Genomic DNA, 25,391 nt, shown 5'->3' with positions numbered 1-25,391 from the left:
GCCGATGTCGAGCACCACTTCGCCGCCGCCGGTGGTGGCCGCCGGCGGGCCGGCCCGCCGGCGGCGTCGCCGCGCGCTCTCCTTCGACAAGGTGAGCTTCTTCGTCGTCGCCCTGATCCTGCCGCTCACGGTGTACGTGATCTTCGTGATCTCCCCGTTCGTGCAGGCCCTGTACTTCTCGATGACGGACTGGAGCGGGTTCACCGCCGACATGGCGTTCGTCGGCCTCGACAACTTCGCACGGCTCCTCGGGGACGACAAGTTCCTGCGCGCCGCGCTGAACAGCGCCCTGCTCGCCGTGATCGTGCCGACCGTGACGATCGTGATCGCGATCGGGGTGGCCAGCATGGTCACCATCGGCGGCTCGACGACGGGCGGTGTGCGCGGCGTCCGGGGCGCGGGCTTCTACCGCGTCGTCTCGTTCTTCCCGTACTGCGTGCCCGCGATCGTCATCGGCCTGGTGTGGGCGCAGGTGTACGACCCGTCGCGCGGTCTCCTGAACGGTGTCCTCACCGGCCTCGGGTTCTCCGCCGCGACAGACTTCCCCTGGCTCGGCGACGGCCGCACCGCCATGGCGGCGTCGATGTTCGTGATCGTCTGGAGCTTCATCGGGTTCTACACCGTGCTGTTCGTGGCCGCGATCAAGGGCGTGCCGGGCGAGATCTACGAGGCGGCGCGGATCGACGGCGCCGGCCGGTTCCGCACGGCGATCTCCATCACCGTGCCCCTGATCCGGGACAACGTCCGGACCGCGTGGATCTACCTGGGCATCGCCGCCATCGACTCGTTCGTCTACATGCAGGCGATGAACCCCGGGGGCGGTCCCGGGTACTCGACGTTCGTCATCAGCCAGGACCTGTACCAGACGGCGTTCAGCAAGGGGCAGTTCGGCTACGCCACGGCGATGGGCGTCGTGCTCGCGGTCGTGACGCTGATCTTCGCCGCCGCCGTGTTCCTCGTGGACCGGCTCACCGGCGGGCGTGACGACGTGAGGGGGCACTCATGAGCACCACGGTCGAGAGCGCGGAGAGCACCGAGCGGGGCGGCCTGGGCCGTCCGTTCGCGAGCGCGCCGCGGCGGGCACCGTCGAGCAGCGCCGGCGACCGGGCGGTCGCCGCCACGAGTCACGTCCTGCTCGCGTTCGGCGCGGTGCTGGTCGTGGTGCCGTTCCTGTGGGTCTTCTTGTCGTCGTTCAAGACGACGAAGGAGATCCTCGCGTCGCCGTTCAGCCTGCCGGCGAGCCCGAACCTGGAGAACTACGTCAACGCGTGGACCGACGCGGGCATCGGCCGGTACTTCCTCAACACGATCGTCGTGGTGGGCTGCGCGCTGTTCTTCGTCATGCTGCTCGGCGCGCTGACGGCATACGTGCTGGCCAGGTTCAAGTTCCCGGGCAGCAAGGTGATCTACAACCTCATGCTGGCGGGGCTGACGTTCCCGGTGTTCCTCGCTATCGTGCCGCTGTTCTTCGTGCTGCGGAACGCGGGGCTGCTGAACACCTTGCCGGGTCTGATCGTCACGTACGTGGCGTTCGCCTTCCCGTTCACCGTGTTCTTCCTGTTCTCGTTCTTCCGGAGCCTCCCGCACGAGGTGGCGGAGGCGGCGCAGGTCGACGGCGCGGGGGAGTGGCGCACGTTCTTCCAGATCATGCTGCCCATGGCCCGGCCGGGGATGGCGTCCGTCGCCATCTTCAACTTCCTCGGGCTGTGGAACCAGTTCCTGCTGCCCGTCGCGCTGAACACGGAGACCGACAACTACGTGCTCACGCAGGGGATGGCGCAGTTCGCCTCGCAGGCGGGGTACGCGGTGGACTTCGGTGCGCTGTACGCGGGCGTGGTCATGACCGTGATCCCGGTGCTCGTGGTGTACGTCTTCTTCCAGCGCCGCCTCCAGGGTTCGGTGGCACAGGGCACCTTCCGCTGACCCGCTGGCCGCCCGCACCCGGCGAGGTGCGGGCGGTCAGCGGCCGAGGACGGCGGACACCGCGCCGAGGGGGATGTGCAGCCAGGCCGGGCGGTGCCGCGCCTCGTACACGACCTCGTACAGCGCCTTGTCCAGGGTGAGCGCCCGCAGGAGGAGCGCCGCGGTCGTGACGTCGAGCGCGCCGCCGGGCACGGCGGCCCCCGGAACCGCGTCGCCGGCGTGCGGTGACGGGCCGGGGGGCCCGCCCGCAGCGCCGGTCCGGGCGTCGGTCAGCGCCTGGCGGTAGCCCTCCAGGAACGAGACCTGCGCCCGCGCCGACCACTCCGGGTCCTCGGCCCCGCCGACCGCGGCCGCGTAGTCGAAGGAGCGCAGCAGGCCGGCGACGTCACGCAGGGGCAGGTCGGGGGCGGTGCGTTCGGTGACCGGCCGCTGGGGCTCGCCCTCGAAGTCCAGCACCTTCCAGCCCGACCGCGCGTGCAGCACCTGGCCCAGGTGCAGGTCGCCGTGGATCGCCTGGAGCGGTACCGGGCGGGCGGTGCCGATCTCCGTGAGGCGCGTGCTCACCTCGTCGTAGAGGCCGGTGATGCCGGCGCGCTGCGGTGCGAGGTCCGGGACGTCGGCGATGGCCTCCGCCGCTCGGCGGCGCAGCACGCCCATGAAGCCCGCAGGGTCGAGCGTGGCGTCCGTCGGACGGGCCGTGGCCAGGGCCGTGTGCAGGTGTGCGACGACGGCGCCGAGCTCGGCGGCATGCTCGTCGAAGTCGAGCCCTTCCCGGGCGTGGGCGCACGCCAGCTCGAACCCGTCGTCGGCGTCGTCGACGAGCTCGGAAACGACGGCGAGATGAGCGACCGGGGCGGGGTCCTGGCCTGGCACGGGGTCGGCCGACGGAGGTGCGGGGAGCCCGACCGCGCCGAGGAAGCGGGGGACGCCGGCCCAGCCCGCGCGGGTGAGTGCCTCCGGGATGACGACGTCCGGGTGCGGCCCCAGCGGGACGGTGCGCAGGATCTTGAGGATCGCGCCGCGCGCCCGCTCGCCGGGGAACCCGGGGACCGGCGGGCGCAGGTCCGGGACCAGCACGGACGTGTTGGACTGCTCGCCGCCGAGCGGACGCGCTCCCTCCAGCGCGTCCAGCGCCGGATCGGCGTCCGCCGGGGCGAGAGCCGCGGCGAGGTAGGCACGCCACGCGGCCGGGTGGACCCCGCCGTCGTGCACCGCCAGCGCGCCGTCACCAGTGTCGACGACGCCGATCAGCCCCGGGCCGGTCGCCGGGAGGCCCGCCTTCCGTGCGCGCTCGGCGGGGCGGGCCGCGGCACGTTCCCCGCGCCGTCGGCCGCCCGGCACCGGCACCAGCACCAGCGGCACCTGGATCACGATCGCGCTCTCGTCCTGGGGCTGCCCGGGGCCGGCCAGCCGCAGCAGCGGGACGAGGACGCCGGGCACGTCCGGGACCTCGACCGTGAGCCACGGGACGTGGTGCAGTCCTTCGGCCGGGACCGGGAACCAGCGCCGGCCGGGGAGCCAGCCGTCGAGGAGGCGCAGCACGGCGGCCGGCAGGGGGCCGGCCCCTTCGTGCACGGTGACGGTCTGCGCCTGGTCGATGGCGGTCACACCCCTCCTGGGCTCGCCGTGCCGGACGGGACCGGTGCGGGCGCAGGTCCCAGCGAGAGCCAGTAGAAGTCGCGCGCACCCCAGGTCATGGTGATGGTGCCGCCGTCGGACACGTCGGGGAACCCGGCCCCGCCGAACACGTCGGTCAGGGACCAGCCGGTGTACCGCGGCAGCTTCAGCGTCGCCGAGCGGGCCGTCGCGGACAGGTTCGCCGCGACGAGGACCGTCTCGGACTCGGTGATGAGCGTGAACGCGACGATCGCCTCGTCGTCGCAGTCGACCTGCTGGTACGCGCCCGTGCCGAACGCCGGGTGCAGGCGCCGCACCGCGAGCATCCCGTGCACCCAGTGCAGCAGCGACGTCGGCTGGGCGAGCTGCGCCTCGACGTTCACGTGCTGGTAGTGGTGCACCAGGGACTGCACCAGCGGCAGGTACAGCTTGCCCGGGTCGGCGTGGGAGAAGCCCGCGTTGCGGTCCGGGGTCCACTGCATCGGCGTGCGCGAGGCGTCGCGGTCGGGCAGCCAGATGTTGTCGCCCATGCCGATCTCGTCGCCGTAGTACAGGCACGGGGAGCCGGGGATGGCCAGCAGCAGCGCGTGCGCGAGCTCGATCTCCTTGCGGGAGTTCTCGAGCAGCGGCGCGAGCCGGCGGCGGATCCCGACGTTCGCGCGCATCCGCGGGTCGGGGGCGTACCACCCGTACATCGCTGCACGCTCCTCCGTGGAGACCATCTCGAGGGTGAGCTCGTCGTGGTTCCGTAGGAACGTGGACCACTGCGCGCCCGCCGGGATCGCCGGGGTGTCCGACAGGATCTCCTTGAGGCGGTTCGCCCGCTGGTCACGGATGGCGTAGAAGATCCGCGGCATCACCGGGAAGTGGAAGCACATGTGGCACTCGGGCTCGTCCTCCGTGCCGAAGTACTCCACCACGTCGGACGGCCACTGGTTCGCCTCCGCGAGGAGGATCCGGCCCGGGAACTCGGCGTCCACCATCTTGCGGACGCGGCGCAGGAAGCGGTGCGTCTCGGGGAGGTTCTCGCAGTTGGTGCCCTCGGCCTCGAAGAGGTACGGGACGGCGTCGAGCCGGAAGCCGTCCACGCCGAGCCGCAGCCAGAAGCGGGCGACGTCGATCATGGCGTCGGCCACGGCCGGGTTCTCGAAGTTCAGGTCCGGCTGGTGGCTGAAGAAGCGGTGCCAGAAGTACTGCCGCCGCACCGGGTCGAAGGTCCAGTTCGACGTCTCCGTGTCCACGAAGATGATCCGGGCGTCCTGGTACCGCGTCGGGTCGTCGCTCCACACGTAGAAGTCGCCGTACGGTCCCTCCGGGTCCGAGCGCGACGCCTGGAACCACGGGTGCTGGTCGCTCGAATGGTTCATGACCAGGTCGATCACCACGCGGATGCCGCGCTCGTGTGCGGCCTCGACGAGGTCCCGGAAGTCGTCGACCGTGCCGTACTGCGGGGCGACGGCGGTGAAGTCGGCGACGTCGTACCCGCCGTCGCGCAGGGGCGACGGGAAGATCGGCGGGATCCACAGGGCGTCCACGCCGAGCCACTCGAGGTAGTCGAGTCGGTCGATGAGGCCGCGCAGGTCGCCGATCCCGGCGTCGCCGGGGTCGGAGAACGCCCGCACCAGCACCTCGTAGAAGACCGCTCTCTTGTACCACTCGGGATCCTCGGCGAGACCCGGGCGGCGCGACTCGACCGTCGGCTGCCGTCGCGACGGCAGCGCCTGGACGGGGATCGGCGCGGTCTCGGGCCGGGGCATGCCGCGGCCGGCGCCTGCCGATCCGGGCTGCTCCTGCGATGGACCGGCGGCCGGACCGCCCGGGCCGAATGTGGTCATGAGACTCCTCCGGTGCCGCCGTGCCTGCCCGCCGGCGTCACGTGCAGCACGTGCGCGACGCGGTGGGCCGGGTCGAGACGCACGTAGGGCGTCGCGCCCCAGCCGTACGTCTCGTTCGAGAGCAGGTCGTGCGCCACGTAGAACGGGGCTTCGATCTCGCCCGCCGGCGGTGTGAGGCCGAGGGCTTCCAGGTCCAGGTGCACCAGCGACTCCTGAGAGTTCCAGGGATCAAGATTCACCACGACCACGATCACGTCGTCGTGTGCGGGGGCGGCCACGGGTACGGCACCCACATCGGTACCGGACCGTGCTTCCGCGCTGCCCCCTGGGTACATGGTGCTGGTCTTCGAACCGTTTCGCAGGCCGGGGAGGAATTCTGCGCTGACTCGCCGTGAGAAGGCCACTACCTGGCCGTTCGTCGTAGGATGAACGGTCAGGTTCCGGAGCTGACGCAGCGCGGGGTGCTCCCGGCGGATCTCGTTGAGACGGGTGACGAGCGCGGCGATCCCGAACTCGTCGACCCGCTCCCAGTCGCGCGGCCGGTACTCGTACTTCTCGTTGTCGATGTGCTCCTCGACGCCGGGGCGCGGGGTGTTCTCCACGAGCTCGTAGCCGGAGTACATCCCCCACGACGGCGCACCGGTGGCGGCCAGCACGGCGCGCACCGCGTGCCCGGCCACCCCGCCGTGCTGCACGTACGGCGTGAGGATGTCGTGCGTGGTGGGCCAGAAGCTCGGCCGCATCACCGACCCGAGCGGTCCGGAGACCTCGGCGAGGTACTCCTCCAGCTCCTCCTTGGTGTTGCGCCAGGTGAAGTACGTGTACGACTGGTGGAACCCGATCTTCGCCAGCGTCTGCATCATGGCCGGCTTGGTGAACGCCTCGGAGAGGAAGACGACCTCGGGGTTCGTGGCGTGCACCTCGGCGAGCAGCCACTCCCAGAAGTCCAGCGGCTTCGTGTGCGGGTTGTCGACGCGGAACAGGGTCACGCCGCGGTCGATCCAGGTGCGGATCACGTCGAGCACCGCGGCGCACAGCCCGTCCGGGTCCGTGTCGAAGCTGAGGGGGTAGATGTCCTGGTACTTCTTCGGCGGGTTCTCGGCGTACGCGATCGATCCGTCCGCCCGCACCACGAACCACTCGGGGTGCTCCGTGACCCACGGGTGGTCCGGGGAGCACTGGAGGGCGATGTCGAGGGCGACCTCCAGGCCGGACGTGCGCGCGGAGGCGACGAAGTCGCGGAAGTCCTGCTCCGTGCCCAGGTCGTGGTGGATCGCGTCGTGGCCGCCGTCGGGCGAGCCGATGGCGTACGGGCTGCCCGGGTCGCCGGGTGCGGCCTCGAGCGTGTTGTTGCGGCCCTTGCGGAACGTGGTGCCGATCGGGGAGACAGGGGTCAGGTAGACGACGTCGAACCCCATGGCGGCGATCGCGGGCAGGCGCTTCGCGGCCGTGGCGAACGTCCCCGAGACCCACGTGCCGTCCGGCTCGCGGTGGGCGCCCTCCGAGCGAGGGAACATCTCGTACCAGGCCCCCGCCAGGGCGAGCGGGCGCGCGACCCGCAGCGGGTAGGCCTCCGACGCCGTCACGAGCTCCCGGTGCGGCGCGCGTGCCATGGCGTCGCGCACCTCGGGCGACGTCGCGGCGGCCAGCCGGACGACGGCCGGGCGCGAGTCGTCCTCCAGGGCCATGAGGGTCTCGGCGAGCAGCTTCGCGTCGGCCGCGGAGCGGTCCGGCGCGATCAGCGCGTCGCGCCGGGCCGGGCGCAGGATCCGGCGGAAGACGCGGGCGCCCTCGGCGAGCATGAGATCGACGTCGATCCCGGCGGCGATCTTGATCGTGGCGTCGTGGGTCCAGCTGGCGTACGGGTCGCTCCACGCCTCGACGCGGAAGGTCCACTCGCCGGCGGCGTCGGGCTGCAGGAACCCGCGGAGGCGGTCCAGCCCCGGGGCGACGTCGGTCATGGGCGCCCACGCACGATCTCTGCCGTCGGGCCCGACCAGCACGGCCGTGGCGGCGACGGCGTCGTGCCCCTCGCGGAACACGGTGGCCTCGATCGGGACCACCTCGCCGACGGCGGCCTTGGCGGGCCAGCGCCCGCCCTCGATGACCGGGGAGACCTGGATGACGGGGATGCGGCCGATGCCGCCGGTGCTCGGGCGGACGGAGCCTGCCGAGTTGCGCGCGCTGCTCACGTGGCCACGCTATCCACCTCGGCTTGCTCGGCGCACGGGGGGCGCGCCAACGGTTTGCGCAAGGTTCACGGGCTGTCCATCACCCGCGGGCAGGGCGGCGCCGAGCCGCCACGAGCGGCGCACACCCTGCCCGGCCGGGCTACGCGTTGACCACCAGGCCCAGGTCCGCGACGCTGGCCTGGCTCGGGTGGCGGGGGACGACGCGGATCGTGTAGCCGAAGGGGCCCGAGGCATCGAGAGCCACGTCGCCGGCGAACGCGTGCCGGCCGGCCTCGTAGGACTCGGTGAGGGCCAGCGGGTCCGCCTCGAAGTCTTCGATGAGGTCAGCCTCGGAGACCCGCCCGTGCACGATCTGCACCTCGACGTCGTCGGGGGTGAGCGTGCCCAGCGAGACGTAGGCCCGTACCGAGAGCCGGTCGCCCACCTGCGCGGCGTCGGCGATGCCGGCGGACTCGACGTGATCGACCCGTACCTGCGGCCAGCCCTGGCGCACGCGCGTCTTCCAGCCGGCGAGGTCGCGCGCCGCGCTGAACCCGTCGGCAGCGAGCCGCCGCCCGGACTCCGCGGCGGGGGCGTACAGCCCGTGCACGTACTCGCCGACCATGCGTGTGGCCTGGACCTTCGGCCCGAGCGTGGCGAGCGTGTGGCGCACCATCTCCAGCCAGCGCCCCGGTACGCCGTCGCCGTCCCGGTCGTAGTACAGGGGCGCCACCTGGTTCTCGACGAGGTCGTACAGCGCGGCGGCCTCGAGGTCGTCGCGGCGGTCGGCGTCGTCCACGCCGTCGGCCGTCGGGATCGCCCAGCCGTTCTCGCCGTCGTACCACTCGGCCCACCAGCCGTCCTCGATGGACAGGTTGAGTCCGCCGTTCAGCGCCGACTTCATGCCGGACGTGCCGGACGCCTCCAGGGGCCGCAGCGGGTTGTTGAGCCAGACGTCGCAGCCCGGGTACAGCGCCTGCGCCATGGCGATGTCGTAGTTCGGGAGGAACACGATGCGGTGCCGCACCGCCGCGTCGTCCGCGAACCGCACGAGCTGCTGGATGAGCCGCTTGCCCTGCTCGTCGGCCGGGTGCGACTTGCCCGCCACCACGAGCTGGACGGGACGCTCCGGGTGCAGCAGCAGCGCCCGCAGCCGTGCGGGGTCGCGCAGCATCAGCGTGAGCCGCTTGTAGGTCGGCACGCGGCGCGCGAACCCGATCGTCAGGACGTCGGGGGAGAACACGTCGTCGACCCAGCCGAGCTCGGCGGGCGACGCCCCGCGCTCGCGCCACGACTTGCGCACCCGCCGCCGGACCTCCGCCACGAGCTCGCCGCGCATCTCGGTGCGTGCGGCCCAGAGGTCGCCGTCGGACACCTTGCCCGGGTCGAGCCAGCCGCTCGCCGCCTCGGCGGCGCCGCGCTCGTCGAGGCCGAGGCGCTCCGCCTCGAGCCGCGCGAACTGCGGCGCGACCCACGTGGGCGAGTGCACCCCGTTCGTGACGGACGTGATCGGGATCTCCCGGGCGTCGAAGCCGGGCCACAGCCCTTCGAACATCTCGCGGGAGACCTGGCCGTGCAGGAGCGAGACGCCGTTCGCCCGCCCGCCGAGCCGCAGGCCCATGACGGCCATGTTGAAGACCGTCGGGTCGCCACCCTCGTAGTCCTCCGCCCCGAGCGCGAGGACGCGGTCCACGGGGACGCCGTCCATCTGGTTGTCCCCGCCGAAGTAGACCTCGACCAGGTCCTTGCCGAACCGGTCGATCCCGGCGGGGACGGGGGTGTGCGTGGTGAAGGCGGTCGCGGCGCGGACGGCCTCGAGGGCGTCGTCGACGCCGAGGCCCTGGGCGATCAGCTCCCGCATCCGCTCCACGCCGAGGAATCCGGCGTGGCCCTCGTTGGTGTGATAGACCTCCGGGTCCGGGGCACCCGTCAGCCGCGACCAGACGCGCAGCGCCCGCACGCCGCCGACGCCGAGCAGCAGCTCCTGCTGCAGCCGGTGCTCACCGCCGCCGCCGTACAGCCGGTCGGTGACCGTCCGGGCCGCGTCGTCGTTCTCCGGCACGTTCGAGTCGAGGAGCAGCAGCGGGACGCGGCCGACCGCGGCCACCCAGATGTGGGCGTGCAGCCGGCGCCCGCCCGGCAGGCCGAGCGAGACCTTGGCGGGCGTGCCGTCCTCCTCGCGCAGGACCGTCAGCGGCAGGCCGTCCGGGTCGAGCAGCGGGTACGTCTCGAGCTGCCAGCCGTCCCGGGTGAGCGACTGCTTGAAGTAGCCCGCGCCGTACAGCAGGCCGACGCCGACGATCGGCACGCCGAGGTCCGACGCCGACTTCAGGTGGTCCCCGGCCAGGATGCCCAGGCCGCCCGAGTACTGCGGCAGCACCGACGTGATGCCGAACTCGGGGGAGAAGTACGCGATGCTCCGCGGGAGCTCCGCGCCGGAGGAGGATCTCTGCTGCTGGTACCAGCGCGGGTCGTGCAGGTAGTGGTGCAGCTCGTCGGCGGCGGTGCGGGTGCGGCCCACGAAGCCCTCGTCCGCCGCGAGGGCGTCGAGGCGCTCGGAGCCGAGGGCCGCGAGGAAGGCGACGGGGTCGCCCTTCACGTCCGCCCAGAGCTCGGGGTCGACCGCGGCGAAGAGCTCGCGCGTCGGGGCGTGCCAGGACCAGCGCAGGTTGTGGGACAGTTCGTCGAGTGCCGCGAGGGGCTCCGGAAGGACGGTACGGACCGTAAAACGGCGGATCGCTCTCACGCGACGAACCCTACGCACTTGTGCACCGCGACACACCCGATGCCGCCGATCGGCTCGTCACGCCCGACGCGGTCGCCCGCAGACCGGGCCCGCTGGTCAGCGGGTTTGAATCGCTCCCGGCGACGTGGTGAGGTGACGGCATGAAGATCAACGTCGACCGCGACGCGTGCTGCGGTGCCGGACAGTGCGTGCTGGTCGCGCCCGAGGTGTTCGACCAGGACAGCGACGGCATCGTCGTGCTCCTCGACGAGCGTCCGGGCGACGAGTACGCGGGCGTGGTGGAAGAGGCCGTCAGCATGTGCCCGACGGGCGTCATCTGGATGGACCGAAACGCCTGAGCCGGCCGCCGACGCTCCGGCGGTCCGGCCGCGGCGGGACCGGCTTGACCGACTCGACCAGGTGCGCCGCGATCCAGGTCTCCTCCGGCGTGCCGCGCCCGGGGCGCGGGTCCGTGCGCACGCGCACGCCGTCGCCGGACACCGACAGCACGAAGCCGACGACGTCCGTCCAGACGGCGCCGCGACGCTCGGTGCGCGCGGCGGCGGCCTCGGCCGCGTCGAGCCGGCGCCGCACGACGACGCGCGTCCCGGGGGCGATCCGCACCCAGCGCGGAGCGTCGGGCGGGCCGGCGGGTGTGTCGGAGTTCACGCAGATGCCTTCGCCGAGGAGTGAGACGGTGGACGCGACGTGGGCGCCGCTCCTGGAATACTAGGCTCAGCAGCGCGTACCCACGCAGACCTGCAACATCCCGAGGAAGGCTCCCGCAGTGACCTACGTGATCGCTCAGCCGTGCGTCGACGTCAAGGACAAGGCGTGCATCGAGGAGTGTCCCGTGGACTGCATCTACGAGGGCAGCCGCTCCCTGTACATCCACCCGGACGAGTGCGTCGACTGCGGCGCCTGCGAGCCGGTCTGCCCGGTCGAGGCCATCTACTACGAGGACGACGTCCCCGAGGAGTGGAAGGACTACTACCGGGCGAACGTCGAGTACTTCGACGACATCGGCTCGCCGGGCGGCGCCGCGAAGATGGGCCTCATCGAGAAGGACGACCCGATGATCGCCGCCCTGCCGCCCCAGGCCTGACGGCTCCCCGCGCGTCGCATGGGCCTCGCCGACCTCTCCCGGACCGTCTTTCCCTGGGACACGCTCGCGGGGCTCACCGCGACCGCGCGCGAGCATCCCGGCGGAATGGTCGACCTGTCGATGGGCACGCCCGTCGACCCGACGCCGGAACTGGTCCGCGAGGCGCTCGCGGCCGCCTCGGACGCTCCCGGGTACCCGCTCACGGCGGGCACGCCCGAGCTGCGTGCCGCCGTGGCCGCGTGGTTCGCGCGGCGTCGTGGTGTCGGGGGCCTCACGCCGGACCAGGTGCTGCCGACGGTCGGCTCCAAGGAGCTCGTCGCGCTGCTGCCGTCCCTGCTCGGGATCGGGCCGGGCGACGTCGTCGTGCACCCCGAGGTCGCCTACCCCACGTATGCCGCCGGTGTCACCGCGGCCGGGGCGACGGCGCTCGCCACGGACGACGTCGACGAGTGGGCCGGGCGCGACGACGTCCGCCTGGTCTGGGTGAACAGCCCCGGCAACCCGCACGGGCGGGTGCTCGGCGTGGACGGGCTGCGGCGCGTGGTGTCGGCGGCCCGGCAGGCCGGGGCCGTCGTCGTCTCCGACGAGTGCTACGCGGAGCTGGCGTGGGACGACCCGTGGGCGAGCGACGGGGTGCCGAGCGTCCTCGACCCGCGGGTCTGTGACGATTCCCACGACGGGCTCCTTGCCGCCTACTCCCTGTCGAAGCAGTCGAACCTTGCCGGGTACCGGGCGGCGTTCCTCGCCGGCGACGCGGCGCTGGTCGCGGACCTGCTGGGCCGGCGCAAGCACCTGGGGCTGATCGTGCCGGCTCCGGTGCAGGCCGCGATGGTCGCGGCGCTGGGCGACGACGCCCACGTCGCCGCCCAGCGGAACGTCTACGCGGCCCGGCGGCGCTCGCTGGCGGAAGCACTGTCCGCTGCGGGGCTGCGGGTGGACCACTCCGAAGCAGGTCTTTACCTCTGGGTGCGGGCCGGGGCCGAGTGGTTCGCGGAGCGCGGGATCTTGGTGGCGCCCGGTGGACTCTACGGTCCCGGTGGTGAGGGGTACGTGCGGGTCGCGCTCACGGCGACGGACGCGCAGATCGGTGACGCTGTGTTCCGGATCACAAATTCTTGACCGATCGGTTGGAATCACAAAGCCTTGACACGGTACGGTTTTGCTCCAGGTCGACGCTGCCCCAGTACCCCCGTCGGGCCAGCGCACCGCGTGCTTCAAGGAAGGAAGTCATGACGTCCACCACGCCGGCGAACGCCAAGTCCACCGTCGAACTCGTCGTCGACGGCACTGCACGACCTCTGTCCGTCGTCGGCGCCAGCGAAGGTGCCAGCGGTTTCAAGGTGAACACCTTGCTCAAGGACACCGGTCTGGTCACTCTCGATCCCGGGTTCACCAACACGGCGTCGTGCGAGTCGGCCATCACGTACATCGACGGTGACGAGGGAATCCTGCGCTACCGCGGGTACCCGATCGAGCAGGTCGCCGAGGGCGCGTCCTTCCTCGAGGTCGCCGCCCTGCTCATCGACGGCGAGCTGCCCGGCACCGCCACGCTGAAGGCGTTCGAGGCCCGGGTCGCCGAGAACGCCGCCCTGCCCGAGGGCTTCGCCGCGTTCCTCGAGGCGCTCCCGGCCACGGGGCACCCGATGGCGACGCTGGCCGCCGCCGTCAACGCGCTCGCCGCCTGGTACCCCGAGGTGCTCGACCCGCGCGACGAGGAGCAGGTCGACGCCGCCACCGCGATGCTGCTCGCCAAGACCAGCACGATCACCTCGGCGCTGCACCGGCGTCGCACCGGCCAGGCCCTGGTCGCGCCGGACGCGTCCAACGGCTACGTGGCCGACTTCCTGCGCCGGACGTTCGGGTCCGCGGGCGGCGAGTACGCCGCCGAGCCCGTCATCGTCGACGCGCTGGAGAAGCTGTTCATCCTGCACGCCGACCACGAGCAGAACTGCTCGACGTCGACGGTCCGCGTGGTGGGTTCATCGAACGCGACGCTGTTCGCGTCCGTGGCCTCCGGCGTCAACGCGCTCTCCGGCCCCGCGCACGGCGGCGCCAACGAGGCCGTGCTCGTGATGCTGGAGAAGATCCGCTCCGGCAGCGACACCGTCGAGACCTTCATGAACAAGGTCAAGAACAAGGAGGACGGCGTCCGCCTGATGGGCTTCGGCCACCGGGTGTACAAGTCCTACGACCCGCGCGCGGCCATCGTGAAGAAGTCCGCGGACGAGGTGCTCGAGAAGCTCGGCGCCAAGGACGAGCTGCTGGAGATCGCGCTGGGCCTGGAGCAGATCGCGCTCAACGACGACTACTTCGTGGAGCGCCGGCTCTACCCGAACGTCGACTTCTACACGGGCCTCATCTACAAGGCGATGGGCTTCGAGCCGGCGATGTTCACGCCGCTGTTCGCGCTGGGCCGCATGCCGGGCTGGATCGCGCAGTGGCGCGAGATGGTCGGGGACCCGTCCACGAAGATCGGGCGCCCCCGCCAGGTCTACACGGGCGCGACCGAACGGCGCTTCGTCCCCGTCACGCAACGCTGACCGATCCGGTCGCGTCACGGCTGAGGTAGGGGCTCCCCCGCGGGAGTCGCTGCCTCGGCCGTTCTGCTGTGCCGGACGGGCCGCTGTCTCGGCTGGCTGGCCCCGCGGCGTGGCCGCCGTCGTCTCCACGCGCGATCCGGTCCTCATGGGACGGGTGGACCGGGTGGTGGAGCCGCACGACGGGCGAATTTCAGATGGCGGGTAGCCGCCAGGGCTCATGGCGGGTTGCCGCCGCGCTTTCCGGGTGTTCCGGTCACGGTCCGGTGACGGCCCGCCGTTGGGCAGGAGAAACCCTGACGAGCCGTGTTACATGGTGTTACGAAGGCATACCGAAATGATCACGACTGCAGGCACGTTCGGTTGAGGTGCTCTCGACGCACTACCCGAGGCAGGTAATGTGTCGCCCCACAACCGGGCGCAAGGTCGCGTCCGACGAAGCGCCGACAGCGATCCGCGAAGCGGCGTGACCAACGATCCAGGAGGACACGTGACACCTCGTAAGCGACTCATGGGAGTGGGGGCGGCTCTGCTCGCAGGCTCCCTGGTCCTGTCTGCGTGCGGCAGCGGTACCGGCGATGACGGGGAATCCAGCGACGCTGGTGCGCCCATCACCGTCGGCAACACCGAGCCCCAGAACCCGCTCATTCCGGCCATGACGAATGAGACCGGTGGCGGCATCATCGTCACCAACCTGTTCGCCGGCCTCGTCTACTACGACGAGAACGGTGCGGTGCAGAATGAGGTCGCCGAGTCCATCGAGTCCGAGGACAACGTGACCTGGGACATCACCATCCAGGACGGTTGGACCTTCAGCGACGGCACGCCTGTCACCGCCGAGAGCTTCGCGAAGGCGTGGGACTGGGGCGCACAGCTCGACAACGCGACCAACCTCTCGTACTTCTACGAGCCGATCGTCGGCTTCTCCTACGACGAGAACACCTCGATCATCGACGAGGGTGGCATCGAGGTCGTCAGCGACACCGAGTTCACGGTGCACCTGAAGCAGGCCGAGTCGGACTTCCCGATCCGCCTGGGCTACGCGGCGTTCTTCCCGCTGCCCGAGGTCTTCTTCGACGACCCGGAGGCGTTCGGCGAGTCGCCGGTCGGCAACGGCGTGTACATGCTCGAGGAGTGGGACCACGACACCGTCGTGTCGGTCGTGCCGAACGAGGAGTACATCGGCGGCCGCGAGGTGCAGAACAGCGGCGTCGACTTCGTGATCTACACCGACGAGGACTCGCAGTACAACGACCTCCTCGGGGGCAACCTGGACATCATCAAGAACGTCCCGGCGTCGGCGTTCGCAACGTTCGAGGACGAGCTGGGTGACCGTGCGGTGAACCAGCCCGCGGCCGTCACGCAGGTCATCAACGTCCCCGAGTACGTCAAGGACTTCGAGGGCGAAGCGGGCCTGAAGCGTCGTATGGCCATCTCGATGGCGATCGACCGTGAGGGCATCACCGAGACGGTGTACAACGGCGCTCGTACGCCGGCCAAGGACTTCACCAACCCCGTCATCGACGGCTGGAGCGACGACGTCCCGGGCAACGAGGTCGTCGAGTACGACCCGGACGAGGCCAAGAAGCTGTGGGACGAGGCCGAGAGCATGGACCCGGTCGGTGACGACTTCACGCTCTTCATCGCCTCCAACGCCGACTCCGACCACCAGTCGTGGATCGACCCGGCGTGCAACACGATCCGCGAGGCCCTGGGCATCGAGTGCGAGTTCGACGCCTACCCGACGTTCGACGAGTTCCTCGACGACCGGGACAGCCGCAAGATCAAGGGTCTGTTCCGCGGTGGCTGGCAGGCCGACTACCCGGCCCTGAGCAACTTCCTCGGGCCGATCTACGGCACGGGCGCGGGTTCGAACGACATGGACTACTCGTCCAAGGCGTTCGACGACAAGCTCAAGGAGGGCAACGCCGCCGAGACCGTCGAGGAGGCCAACGTCCTCTACAAGGAGGCCGAGGAGATCCTGTTCCAGGACATGCCCGGTATCCCGCTGTGGTACTACAACACCACCGCCGGCTACGCGGACACGGTCGAGAACGTGTCGTTCGGCTGGGACAGCGACCCGATCCTGTACACGGTGACAAAGGCGGAGTGATCGTGGTCACGTCCGGTTCGCCGGACGTCGCACGTCACCCCAGGTGAGAGGCGGGGCACGCATGAGTGTGTGCCCCGCCTCCCCCTGTGCCGCGACATGTGCTCCGGGCGACGTCCTGGAGAATGAGCGGCGGAAAATGACAAGGAGACCACAATGCTCTGGTACATCGGTCGCCGGCTGTTGCAGGTGATCCCTGTATTCATCGGTGCCACCCTGCTTGTGTACGGGATGGTGTTCCTGCGTCCCGGAGACCCGGTGGCAGCGCTCGGCGGTGAGCGTGGCCTGCCGGACGCCGTCCAGGATGCCATTCGGGAACAGTTCCACCTGAACGAGCCGTTCTTCGTGCAATACCTGTACTTCCTCAAGGGGATCTTCACCTGGGACCTCGGGCCGGACTTCACCGGGCGCCCGGTGATGGACACGATCGCGAACGCCTTCCCGGTGACGTTCCAGCTGGCGGTCATGGCGATCGTCATCGAGACCGTGTTCGGGATCGGGTTCGGGCTGATCGCCGGGCTGCGCAAGGGCAAGATCTTCGACTCGACCGTGCTGGTGTGGAGCCTCCTGCTCATCGCGCTGCCGACCTTTGTCCTCGGCTTCGTGGCACAGATCCTCTTCGGGGTCCAGCTCGGCTGGCTGCCCGTGACGGCCGGCCGGGAACCTGATTTCGAGAGCCTGCTGATGCCTGCGATGGTGCTGGCCGGAACCTCGCTCGCCTACATCCTGCGACTGACGCGAACATCGGTGGCGGAGACGATCACCGCCGATCATGTCCGCACGGCGCGTGCCAAGGGGATGTCGCGCGGTCAGGTGACCTCACGTCACGTGCTGCGCAACTCCCTGATCCCCGTCGTGACCTTCATCGGTGCCGACCTGGGCAACCTGATGACCGGATCGATCGTCACCGAGGGCATCTTCAACATCAACGGGGTCGGCGGAACGCTCTTCCAGTCGATCATCCGCGGTGAGAACGTCACGGTGGTCACGATCACGACCATCCTCGTGGTGGTCTACATCGCCGCCAACCTGATCGTGGACCTGCTCTATGCGGTCCTGGACCCGAGGATCCGTTATGCCTGAGAACCGCTACGAAAAGACCCCGCGACGGGGACAGGAACGGTACGTGGCGCCCGCCAAGGAGGTCCAGCTGGGCGCGATCGACGCGATCGCCGAGGGTGAGGCGCCGTCGAGCATGTGGCAGGACGCGTGGCGCGCGATGCGCCGGCGCCCGATGTTCTGGATCGCGCTGACCATCATGGCGGCCGCGATCATCGTCGCCATCTTCCCCGGGATCTTCACCGTGCACGGCCCGCGTGTGTGCCACCTGTCGGACTCTCTGCTCCCGCCGTCCAGCGAGCACTTCTTCGGCACCGACAAGAACGGGTGCGACATCTACACCCGGGTGATCTTCGGTGCACGGCCGTCGGTCACGGTCGGTGTCCTCGCCACCTCGTTCGTGGTGCTCCTCGGAGGCTCGATCGGCGCGCTGGCCGGGTACTTCGGCGGCTGGCTCGACACGATCCTGTCGCGGCTCACGGACATCTTCTTCGCGGTCCCGTTCTTCCTCGCCGCGATCGTGATCCTGAGCCTGCTGCCGGACCGCAACGCACTCGCGGTGGCGCTCGTGATCGCCAGCTTCGGCTGGACGTCGATCGCCCGCATCACGCGAGGCTCCGTCCTCAGCGTGAAGAACAACGAGTTCGTGACGGCGGCCAAGTCGCTCGGGATGAGCAGGCTCGGCATCCTCCTGAAGCATGCGCTGCCCAACGCTGCCGCGCCGATCATCGTCTACGGCACGGTCGCGCTGGGGACGTTCATCGTCGCGGAGGCCACCCTGACCTTCCTCGGTATCGGTATGCCTCCGTCGACGGTCTCCTGGGGCGGCGACCTCGCGAACGGGCGCACGATCATCCGGCAGGCACCGGAGATCCTGCTCTACCCGGCCGTGGCGCTCGGCACCACCGTGCTCGGCTTCATCATGATGGGCGACGTCGTGCGCGACGCCCTCGACCCGAAGGCTCGTAAGCGATGACGACGATCAACCTGACCGAGAGGACGCCCGAGGGCGTCGAGAAGCGAGACGACTCCGCGCCGCTGCTCGAGATCAAGGACCTGCAGATCTCGTTCACCACGGGTAGCGGACTGGTGGAGGCCGTACGCGGCGTCGACCTGAACGTGTACCCGGGGCAGTCCGTGGCGATCGTGGGCGAGTCCGGATCGGGCAAGTCCACCACCGCCCACGCAATCATCGACCTGCTGCCCGGTACCGGCAAGGTGACCGGCGGTTCCATCACGTTCGACGGGCGCGAGCTCGTCGGCATGAACCGCAAGCAGGCCGAGCACATGCGTGGCCGCGACATCGGCCTGGTGCCCCAGGACCCGATGTCGAACCTCAACCCCGTGTGGAAGATCGGCACGCAGATCTCCGAGGCGCTGGTCGCCAACGGCTTCCAGGGCACCAAGGCCGAGCGCGCGGCCCGTGTCACCGAGCTGCTCGGCGAGGCCGGCCTGCCCGACGGCGACCGCCGGGCGCGCCAGTACCCGCACGAGTTCTCGGGCGGCATGCGCCAGCGCGCGCTGATCGCCATCGGCCTCGCGTCGCGCCCGAAGCTGCTGATCGCGGACGAGCCGACGTCGGCCCTCGACGTCACCGTGCAGAAGAAGATCCTCGACCACCTCGAGGAGCTCACCAGCGAGCTCGGCACGGCGGTCCTGTTCATCACGCACGACCTGGGGCTGGCCGCCGAGCGCGCCGAGCACCTCGTGGTGATGTACAAGGGCAAGATCGTCGAGTCCGGCCCCGCGCTGCAGATCCTCCAGGACCCGCAGCACGAGTACACGAAGCGGCTGGTCGCCTCGGCGCCGTCGCTGGCGTCGCGCCGCATCCAGTCCGCCCACGAGGCGGGGAAGCGGGCCGACGAGCAGATCGCCGGTCACGAGGTCACGGTCGACACCGAGGCCCCGCCGGACGTGGTGGTCGCCAAGGGCCTCACCAAGGTGTTCAAGATCCGCGGGTCCCGGCCGGGCAGCCACACGGACTTCACCGCGGTGGACAGCATCGACTTCGTCCTGCCGCGCGGGCACACGCTGGCGCTCGTGGGAGAGTCCGGTTCGGGGAAGTCCACGGCCGCCAACATGGTGCTGGGACTGCTGGAGCCGACGTCGGGCTCGGTGGAGTTCGACGGGAAGGACACGGCGAGGCTGACGGGGCGCGAGCAGTTCATGATGCGCCGCCGGGTGCAGCCGGTGTTCCAGAACCCGTACGGGTCGCTGGACCCCATGTTCTCCGTGTTCAGCTCCATCGAGGAGCCGCTGCGGCTGCACAAGGTGGGGAACAAGCAGGAGCGCGAGCGGCGCGTGCGCGACCTGCTCGACATGGTGGCCCTCCCGGCCTCGACCATGCGGCGCTTCCCGAACGAGCTGTCCGGCGGGCAGCGTCAGCGCATCGCCGTGGCGCGTGCGCTCGCGCTGAACCCGGAGGTCATCGTCCTGGACGAGGCCGTGTCGGCGCTCGACGTGCTGGTGCAGGCGCAGATCCTGCAGCTGCTCGGCGACCTGCAGGGCGAGCTGGGCCTGTCGTACCTGTTCATCACCCACGACCTCGCCGTCGTGCGGCAGATCGCCGACCTCGTCGCGGTCATGAAGGACGGCCGCATCGTGGAGCACGCCACGACGGACGAGGTGTTCGACGACCCGCAGCAGGACTACACGAAGGACCTGCTGGCGGCGATCCCGGGCGCCAGCCTGGAGATCGGCGGGACGACCCGGGCCTGACCCACCGACCGCCGGGGCAGCGGCTTCCACACGGGAGCCGCCGCCCCGGCGTCGTGCCGGTAGACTTGCCTCCGGCGCGTCGACGGTGAGCGTCCGCGCCCCACCTCAACTTTTTCGGAAATGAGTTCAGCCGTGCCCAACTCCGCCGTGACGTCCCTCGCCGTCCGCTCCGACCTGCGTAACGTGGCGATCGTCGCCCACGTCGACCACGGCAAGACCACCCTGGTCGACGCCATGCTCAGGCAGGCCGGCGCGTTCGCCGCGCACCAGCACGTCGACGACCGGGTCATGGACTCGGGCGACCTGGAGCGTGAGAAGGGCATCACGATCCTCGCGAAGAACACAGCGATCCGGTACGCCGGCCCGGCCGCGGCCGCGTCCGGCGAGCCCGGTGGCATCACGATCAACGTGATCGACACCCCCGGCCACGCCGACTTCGGTGGCGAGGTGGAGCGTGGCCTGTCGATGGTCGACGGCGTCGTCCTGCTCGTCGACGCCTCCGAGGGCCCGCTGCCCCAGACCCGGTTCGTGCTGCGCAAGGCGCTGGCGGCGAAGCTGCCGGTGATCGTCGTCGTGAACAAGGTGGACCGTCCCGACTCCCGGATCGAGGAGGTCGTGGGGGAGACCACCGACCTGCTGCTCGGGCTCGCGGGCGACCTGTCCGACGACGTACCGGACCTCGACCTGGACGCGATCCTCGACGTGCCGGTCGTCTACGCGTCGGCGAAGGCGGGCCGTGCGGACACGGAGCAGCCGGCCGACGGCGGCCTGCCCGCGAACGAGGACCTCGAGCCGCTGTTCGCGACCATCCTGGAGAAGATCCCGGCGCCCACCTACCATGCGGGCACCCCGCTCCAGGCCCACGTCACGAACCTGGACGCGTCGCCGTTCCTGGGCCGTCTCGCGCTGCTGCGCATCCACAACGGCGAGCTGCGCAAGGGCGAGCAGGTCGCCTGGGCGCGGCACGACGGCACGATCGAGACCGTGAAGATCACCGAGCTGCTGGAGACCAAGGCGCTCGACCGCGTCCCGGCCGAGAAGGCGGGCCCGGGTGACATCGTCGCGGTCGCCGGTATCGCGGACATCATGATCGGCGAGACGCTGACCGATCTCGACGACCCGCGCCCGCTCCCGGTGATCACCGTCGACGACCCGGCGATCTCCATGACCATCGGTATCAACACCTCGCCCGTGGCCGGCAAGGGCGGCAAGGGCCACAAGGTCACCGCACGCCAGGTCAAGGACCGCCTCGACGCCGAGCTGGTCGGCAACGTCTCGCTCAAGGTGCTGCCCACCGAGCGCCCCGACGCGTGGGAGGTGCAGGGCCGCGGCGAGCTGGCGCTGGCCATCCTGGTCGAGCAGATGCGCCGCGAGGGCTTCGAGCTCACGGTCGGCAAGCCGCAGGTCGTCACCAAGGAGATCGACGGCAAGCGGCACGAGCCGATGGAGCGCATGACGATCGACGTCCCCGAGGAGTACCTCGGCTCCGTCACGCAGCTGCTCGCGGCGCGCAAGGGCCGCATGGAGACGATGACGAACCACGGCACCGGCTGGGTGCGCATGGAGTTCATGGTCCCGGCGCGCGGCCTCATCGGCTTCCGCACGCGCTTCCTCACCGACACCCGTGGCACCGGCATCGCCGCCTCGATCGCCGAGGGCTACGAGTCGTGGCACGGCCCCATCGAGTCGCGCGCGACCGGTTCTCTCGTGGCCGACCGCGCCGGCAAGGTGACGCCGTTCGCCATGATCAACCTGCAGGAGCGCGGTTCGTTCTTCGTGGACCCGACGCAGGAGGTCTACGAGGGCATGATCGTCGGCGAGAACTCTCGCAACGAGGACATGGACGTCAACATCACCAAGGAGAAGAAGCTGACGAACATGCGGTCCGCAGCCGCCGACAGCTTCGAGAACCTCATCCCGCCGCGCAAGCTCACGCTGGAGGAGTCGCTGGAGTTCGCGCAGGAGGACGAGTGCGTCGAGGTGACCCCGGACCACGTCCGCATCCGCAAGGTCATCCTCAACCAGACGGAACGAGCCCGGGCCACGGCTCGCGCCAAGCGCTCGTAACAGGTTGACGCGGCGTCAGCAGCCCGACCGCGACCAGAGCCCGCCGAGCCCTGGTCGCGGTCAGGCTGCTGAGTCCGCTGCCAGGACCCAAGGCGGGCTGGTGGCCGTCCACGCGCACCCGGACGACGAGACCCTGTCCACCGGCGCGCTCCTCGCGACCTGGGCTGCCGCTGGCCGCCCGGTCACGGTCGTGACCTGCACGCGCGGAGAGCGTGGTGAGGTCATCGCGCTCCCGGGCACGCTGTCGCAGCCCCTGTCCGCGCTGGAGGCCAACCCCTCCGCGCTGGCCGCCCACCGGATGGCGGAGCTCACCCACGCCACCGCGGCCCTGGGCGTCAACCAGGTCTTCCTCGACAAGGCACCCCCCGTGGTCGGTCCGTCGGTGAGTGATCGGCAGATTGAACGACCGATCACTCACGAAAGGACCGACCACGCCGGCGGTGGCGGGACGCCTACCGGAGGGGGCCGTGGTGGGGGCGTGCGGTATGAGGACTCCGGGATGGAGTGGGTGCGGGCCGGTGTCGCCGGGCCTGCGGGGGACTCGCCTCCGACGGCGTTCGCGCGGGTGCCGCTCGACGAGGCGGCCGGGAGGCTGGCGGGTCTGATCCTGGCGCTGCGCCCCGCCGTCGTCGCGACCTACGAGCCGGGCGGTGGCTACGGCCATCCGGACCATGTCCGCGCGCACGACATCACCGTCCGCGCCATGGAGATCATCGCGGCGGAGAGCGCGGAGAGCGCGGAGGGGGTGCAGGTCCCCGAGCTGTGGCAGGCCGTCGCGCCCGCGGACGACGTCCGGGCTGCCCGGCGGGCGCTCGCCGGGAGCAGCGAGGCGCGCGCTACCGCCGTCCTGCACGGGCTGGCCCTGCCCGACCCGGACGAACCTCTGCCCCCGTTCGCCAAGGACGACCTGCCCGGCCCCGGTGAGCTCCTGCCACCGTTCGCCGGGGAGGATCGGTCCGGCCGGGAAGGGCCGATCGTGCAGGTCGATGTCGCGCCCGTCGTGGAGCGCGTGCTCGCCGCGATGCGCGCGCACGCCACGCAGGTCCAGCACGCCACGCAGGTCCAGCACGCCACGCACGCGCCCGGACCCGGCATCCTCGGCTTCTACGCCCTGAGCAACGACGTGCTCGCACCGATCATGGCGCGCGAGACCTACCTGGTCTCCGGATGCCGCCGGCCCCGGGACCCCGGGCCCCGGTAGGGGAGCCGCCCGGTACGTCGTCAGCGGCCCTGGAGGGCGTCCAGGCCCACCGCCATCGCGATGACGAGGCGCCGGTCCAGGTCCGGGTGGTGGATCGTCACCGTGTACTTGTCGCGCAGCGCCCACTGCTTCTCGACGGAGAACGCGGGCTGCCCGTCGATGGTGAAGTCGAAGTGGTAGGGGAGCCAGTCCAGGCTCTCCGCGAACCGCCGGACCAGCGCGACGCCCATGCTCCGTTCCTGGCCGACCGCTTCCCCGAGCCCGGGCTGCTCCAGGTACCACGTGCTGCGCAGGAACGACTTGCCGAAGTTCTTCCGGAACAGCCCGATCGGGGAGCCGCTGGCGTCGGTGACGTCGTAGGTGGCGCCGAGGTCCATCACCTGGCGGGCCTTGAAGCCGAGCACCGGGACGGACTTCGTGTCGTCCGTGTAGAGCGTCACCTGCTCGCGCATCGCCACCCGCTTCTGCTGGGCGAACGCGAGGAGCGGGCCCTCCGAGCCGTCGGGCTGCGCGGCGTGCACCGCGTACTGGTTGACCATGAGTCGCACCCGCTGCCGGACGTGCAGCGTGGTCTGCGACTGAAGGGTCTGGGCGTTCATGGCTGTCTTCCGTTCCAGGCGTCGCGGTAGGTGGGGGACGACGCCGCTCGCGCCGGAGTCTGGCACATCATCGAGGAACAACCCAGGAAAGTGCGCGATGATGGTGCGATGAACGAGCATCAGGACCGTCCGCGCCTGGGTCCAGTGGTCGTCCGCGTGCTGCTCGCGGTGGCCCTCGGACTGGTCATCGGCGCGCTCGGGACCGTCGTCCACCGCTACGGCGACGAGTCCTCGTACCTCGGCATGGTGCTGGGGCTCACGCTCACCGCGGCGGCGGCGGTCATGTGCCGGGCATGGTCCGGGTACGGGGCTCTCCTCGCGTTCGCGGGCGGCTGGGTCGTCATGGTGCAGCTCATGTCGCTGCGCGGGTCGGGCGGGGACGTGCTCGTCCCCGCGGGCACGCTCGGCCTCGTCTGGACGTATGCGGGCGTCGCGGTCCTGGGTGCGACGGCGTTCCTGCCGTCCACCTGGTTCCGCGAGGTTCCGGTCCGGGAACCGGACACGGACACCTCCGGGAACGAGGGTCCCGGGGGGCCCGTGACCAGCACAGAACCTCCACTCGGAGTCGGGTGAATCCCGCCACGGAGCGTCAGAACCGGCCAGTAGTATGCGCTTCGGGGACGACGACGCGTGTGCGCGACGGTGTCTTGCGGTGCGGAGAGCCCGCGCTGTGAAATGTTGCACGGAGCAATCTGAATGGGCCAGCCGACCGAGAACGAACACCCGTCCGAGCCGACCGGTCAGAACGATCCGAACGGTGACGAGGCGGCGAAGCCTCGACTCTCGTCGACTCGTCCCGGCCCCGGCGGCGCGAAGGCACAGCCCGCGAGACCGGGGGCAGCCGAGGCGTGGGCCGATGCGGCTCCACAGGGCTCCGCGCCCACGACACCTGGATCCGACGCCTCGGCGCGGCCCGGTGCCACGGGGGCCGCGCCCGGTACCGAGGGAAAGCCTCCTGCCGCTGCGTCGCCAGGTGGTGCTTCCGGGGGCGGTGCGGAGCCGCCCGGCGACGACCATGCGGTGCTCCAGTCGGTGGTCGACAAGCTGACCCCGGAGAACGAGCCGGCAGGCCCCGTGGACGAGTCCGCGTACACACCGCGCGTGTTCGCGTTCGACGACCCGGCCGCGCCGACCCCGGACCCGTCGAAGGGTGCCACGGCGCCCGCCGGCTCTCCCGCGCCAGGTGCCGGGGCCGGTCCCGCGGCGAGCTCTGAGCGGCCCGCGTCGTCGGGCAAGCCTGACGAGCGGACGGGGTCGTCGAAGGGGGCGGGCAGCGCTACGCCGTCCGGCGCTGCTGCAGCGCCGGGCGCTACTGCCGGAGCCGCGGCGGCGGCGGCCGGTGGATCCGCGGGCCCCCCGCAGGCTCCGTCGGCGAGCGGGTCCGCGCCCACCCGGTCACCGGGTGAGCCCGCCCCGGCGGCCGAGGGGCCGGGCGGACGACCGCGGATGCCCGCGGCCATACCGCCGTCCGGCGGATCGGCCGGACGCGGCAGGCCGTCGTCGGCGTCTGCTTCGCCCGTGTCGGGTCCGGCTGCGCCTGCTTCGCCCGCACCGGCTCGGTCGGCGCCTGGTCCGTCCGCACCCGCTCCTTCGGCGTCTGCTTCGCCCGTGTCGGGTCCGGCTGCGCCTGCTTCGCCCGCACCCGCTCCTTCGGCGCCTGCTTCGCCGGCGTCTGGCCCGGCTTCGCCTGCCGTGCCGGCGTCTGGCCCGGCTTCGCCCGCCGC

19 protein-coding genes are annotated in these 25,391 nt (G+C 71.0%); 13 read left to right on the top strand and 6 right to left on the bottom strand.

From position 1 onward, the window contains the following. Nucleotides 1-4: 4 nt before the first annotated feature. Both ACYU96_RS07150 and ACYU96_RS07145 read left to right on the top strand, forming a co-directional pair. Nucleotides 5-1,006: a carbohydrate ABC transporter permease gene (locus tag ACYU96_RS07150; RefSeq protein WP_460750881.1), complete on the top strand. Its 1,002-nt coding sequence runs from the start codon at nt 5-7 to the stop codon at nt 1,004-1,006. After that, a complete protein-coding gene (locus ACYU96_RS07145) occupies nt 1,003-1,923 on the top strand; it encodes a carbohydrate ABC transporter permease (protein WP_460750879.1) in 921 nt (306 codons plus the stop codon). The genes ACYU96_RS07150 and ACYU96_RS07145 overlap by 4 nt, the downstream gene beginning before the upstream one ends. A 36-nt stretch (nt 1,924-1,959) precedes the next feature. Here ACYU96_RS07145 and ACYU96_RS07140 read toward each other — a convergent pair whose 3' ends face one another. From ACYU96_RS07140 to glgP, 4 genes are all read right to left on the bottom strand, one after another. Beyond that, on the bottom strand, nt 1,960-3,531 hold the full coding sequence (locus tag ACYU96_RS07140) for an aminoglycoside phosphotransferase (RefSeq protein ID WP_460750876.1): 1,572 nt from the start codon (nt 3,529-3,531) through the stop codon (nt 1,960-1,962). Further along, complete coding sequence (treS, locus tag ACYU96_RS07135) at nt 3,528-5,297, bottom strand: maltose alpha-D-glucosyltransferase (protein ID WP_460750917.1); 1,770 nt, start codon at nt 5,295-5,297, stop codon at nt 3,528-3,530. Before treS ends, ACYU96_RS07140 begins: the two co-directional genes overlap by 4 nt. Before the next feature lie 74 nt (nt 5,298-5,371). Continuing rightward, on the bottom strand, nt 5,372-7,567 hold the full coding sequence (locus ACYU96_RS07130; protein ID WP_460750873.1) for an alpha-1,4-glucan--maltose-1-phosphate maltosyltransferase: 2,196 nt from the start codon (nt 7,565-7,567) through the stop codon (nt 5,372-5,374). A 139-nt stretch (nt 7,568-7,706) separates the two neighbouring features. Beyond that, nucleotides 7,707-10,292: an alpha-glucan family phosphorylase gene (glgP, locus tag ACYU96_RS07125; protein ID WP_460750871.1), complete on the bottom strand. Its 2,586-nt coding sequence runs from the start codon at nt 10,290-10,292 to the stop codon at nt 7,707-7,709. Nucleotides 10,293-10,432: 140 nt separating this feature from the next. Here glgP and ACYU96_RS07120 point away from each other — a divergent pair, with 140 nt between their 5' ends. Further along, nucleotides 10,433-10,630: a ferredoxin gene (locus ACYU96_RS07120; protein ID WP_460750868.1), complete on the top strand. Its 198-nt coding sequence runs from the start codon at nt 10,433-10,435 to the stop codon at nt 10,628-10,630. Here ACYU96_RS07120 and ACYU96_RS07115 read toward each other — a convergent pair. After that, on the bottom strand, nt 10,605-10,940 hold the full coding sequence (locus ACYU96_RS07115; protein ID WP_460750865.1) for a hypothetical protein: 336 nt from the start codon (nt 10,938-10,940) through the stop codon (nt 10,605-10,607). The genes ACYU96_RS07120 and ACYU96_RS07115 overlap by 26 nt on opposite strands. Nucleotides 10,941-11,058: 118 nt before the next feature. On the opposite strand from ACYU96_RS07115, the gene fdxA reads away from it, so the two are divergent. The 9 genes from fdxA to ACYU96_RS07070 all read left to right on the top strand — a co-directional run bounded on the left by fdxA (nt 11,059) and on the right by ACYU96_RS07070 (nt 23,068). Further along, nucleotides 11,059-11,376, top strand: coding sequence for a ferredoxin (gene fdxA / locus ACYU96_RS07110; protein ID WP_460750862.1), 318 nt, complete (start codon nt 11,059-11,061; stop codon nt 11,374-11,376). A gap of 18 nt (nt 11,377-11,394) precedes the next feature. Further along, nucleotides 11,395-12,495: a succinyldiaminopimelate transaminase gene (dapC, locus tag ACYU96_RS07105; protein WP_460750859.1), complete on the top strand. Its 1,101-nt coding sequence runs from the start codon at nt 11,395-11,397 to the stop codon at nt 12,493-12,495. Between the two features lie 110 nt (nt 12,496-12,605). Further along, nucleotides 12,606-13,916, top strand: coding sequence for a citrate synthase (locus ACYU96_RS07100; RefSeq protein ID WP_460750856.1), 1,311 nt, complete (start codon nt 12,606-12,608; stop codon nt 13,914-13,916). A gap of 652 nt (nt 13,917-14,568) precedes the next feature. Next, nucleotides 14,569-16,026 carry a peptide ABC transporter substrate-binding protein gene (locus tag ACYU96_RS07095; RefSeq protein WP_460750853.1) on the top strand — a complete coding sequence of 486 codons (1,458 nt, stop codon included), beginning with the start codon at nt 14,569-14,571 and terminating at the stop codon, nt 16,024-16,026. A gap of 153 nt (nt 16,027-16,179) precedes the next feature. Then, nucleotides 16,180-17,106: an ABC transporter permease gene (locus tag ACYU96_RS07090; RefSeq protein ID WP_460750851.1), complete on the top strand. Its 927-nt coding sequence runs from the start codon at nt 16,180-16,182 to the stop codon at nt 17,104-17,106. Next, nucleotides 17,099-18,058 carry an ABC transporter permease gene (locus ACYU96_RS07085; protein ID WP_460750848.1) on the top strand — a complete coding sequence of 320 codons (960 nt, stop codon included), beginning with the start codon at nt 17,099-17,101 and terminating at the stop codon, nt 18,056-18,058. The genes ACYU96_RS07090 and ACYU96_RS07085 overlap by 8 nt, the downstream gene beginning before the upstream one ends. Then, on the top strand, nt 18,055-19,800 hold the full coding sequence (locus ACYU96_RS07080) for a dipeptide ABC transporter ATP-binding protein (RefSeq protein ID WP_460750846.1): 1,746 nt from the start codon (nt 18,055-18,057) through the stop codon (nt 19,798-19,800). The genes ACYU96_RS07085 and ACYU96_RS07080 overlap by 4 nt, the downstream gene beginning before the upstream one ends. A gap of 120 nt (nt 19,801-19,920) precedes the next feature. Then, nucleotides 19,921-21,867: a translational GTPase TypA gene (gene typA, locus ACYU96_RS07075; RefSeq protein ID WP_460750843.1), complete on the top strand. Its 1,947-nt coding sequence runs from the start codon at nt 19,921-19,923 to the stop codon at nt 21,865-21,867. Between the two features lie 100 nt (nt 21,868-21,967). Further along, complete coding sequence (locus ACYU96_RS07070; protein WP_460750840.1) at nt 21,968-23,068, top strand: PIG-L family deacetylase; 1,101 nt, start codon at nt 21,968-21,970, stop codon at nt 23,066-23,068. 20 nt (nt 23,069-23,088) lie between these two features. On the opposite strand, the gene ACYU96_RS07065 is transcribed toward ACYU96_RS07070, so the two are convergent. Next, nucleotides 23,089-23,667 (bottom strand): LURP-one-related/scramblase family protein, encoded by a 579-nt coding sequence (locus ACYU96_RS07065; protein ID WP_460750837.1) that lies wholly within the window; start codon nt 23,665-23,667, stop codon nt 23,089-23,091. Nucleotides 23,668-23,775: 108 nt separating this feature from the next. Between ACYU96_RS07065 and ACYU96_RS07060 the strand changes: the two genes are divergently transcribed. Then, on the top strand, nt 23,776-24,240 hold the full coding sequence (locus tag ACYU96_RS07060; RefSeq protein ID WP_460750834.1) for a hypothetical protein: 465 nt from the start codon (nt 23,776-23,778) through the stop codon (nt 24,238-24,240). Nucleotides 24,241-25,391: the final 1,151 nt, after the last annotated feature.

The organism is Myceligenerans cantabricum, assembly GCF_054777735.1.
Note: the sequence above shows the minus strand (reverse complement) of the source record. Positions and strands in the feature narration are given on the sequence as shown.

Bases quoted from the DNA above. Each gene is read 5' to 3' on its own strand.
- ACYU96_RS07150 (WP_460750881.1), top strand. From the start codon at position 5: ATGTCGAGCACCACTTCGCCGCCGCCGGTGGTGGCCGCCGGCGGGCCG.
- ACYU96_RS07145 (WP_460750879.1), top strand. From the start codon at position 1,003: ATGAGCACCACGGTCGAGAGCGCGGAGAGCACCGAGCGGGGCGGCCTG.
- treS (WP_460750917.1), bottom strand. From the start codon at position 5,297: ATGCCCCGGCCCGAGACCGCGCCGATCCCCGTCCAGGCGCTGCCGTCG.
- ACYU96_RS07120 (WP_460750868.1), top strand. From the start codon at position 10,433: ATGAAGATCAACGTCGACCGCGACGCGTGCTGCGGTGCCGGACAGTGC.
- dapC (WP_460750859.1), top strand. From the start codon at position 11,395: ATGGGCCTCGCCGACCTCTCCCGGACCGTCTTTCCCTGGGACACGCTC.
- ACYU96_RS07100 (WP_460750856.1), top strand. From the start codon at position 12,606: ATGACGTCCACCACGCCGGCGAACGCCAAGTCCACCGTCGAACTCGTC.
- ACYU96_RS07095 (WP_460750853.1), top strand. From the start codon at position 14,569: ATGACGAATGAGACCGGTGGCGGCATCATCGTCACCAACCTGTTCGCC.
- ACYU96_RS07090 (WP_460750851.1), top strand. From the start codon at position 16,180: ATGCTCTGGTACATCGGTCGCCGGCTGTTGCAGGTGATCCCTGTATTC.
- ACYU96_RS07085 (WP_460750848.1), top strand. From the start codon at position 17,099: ATGCCTGAGAACCGCTACGAAAAGACCCCGCGACGGGGACAGGAACGG.
- ACYU96_RS07080 (WP_460750846.1), top strand. From the start codon at position 18,055: ATGACGACGATCAACCTGACCGAGAGGACGCCCGAGGGCGTCGAGAAG.
- typA (WP_460750843.1), top strand. From the start codon at position 19,921: ATGAGTTCAGCCGTGCCCAACTCCGCCGTGACGTCCCTCGCCGTCCGC.
- ACYU96_RS07065 (WP_460750837.1), bottom strand. From the start codon at position 23,667: ATGAACGCCCAGACCCTTCAGTCGCAGACCACGCTGCACGTCCGGCAG.
- ACYU96_RS07060 (WP_460750834.1), top strand. From the start codon at position 23,776: ATGAACGAGCATCAGGACCGTCCGCGCCTGGGTCCAGTGGTCGTCCGC.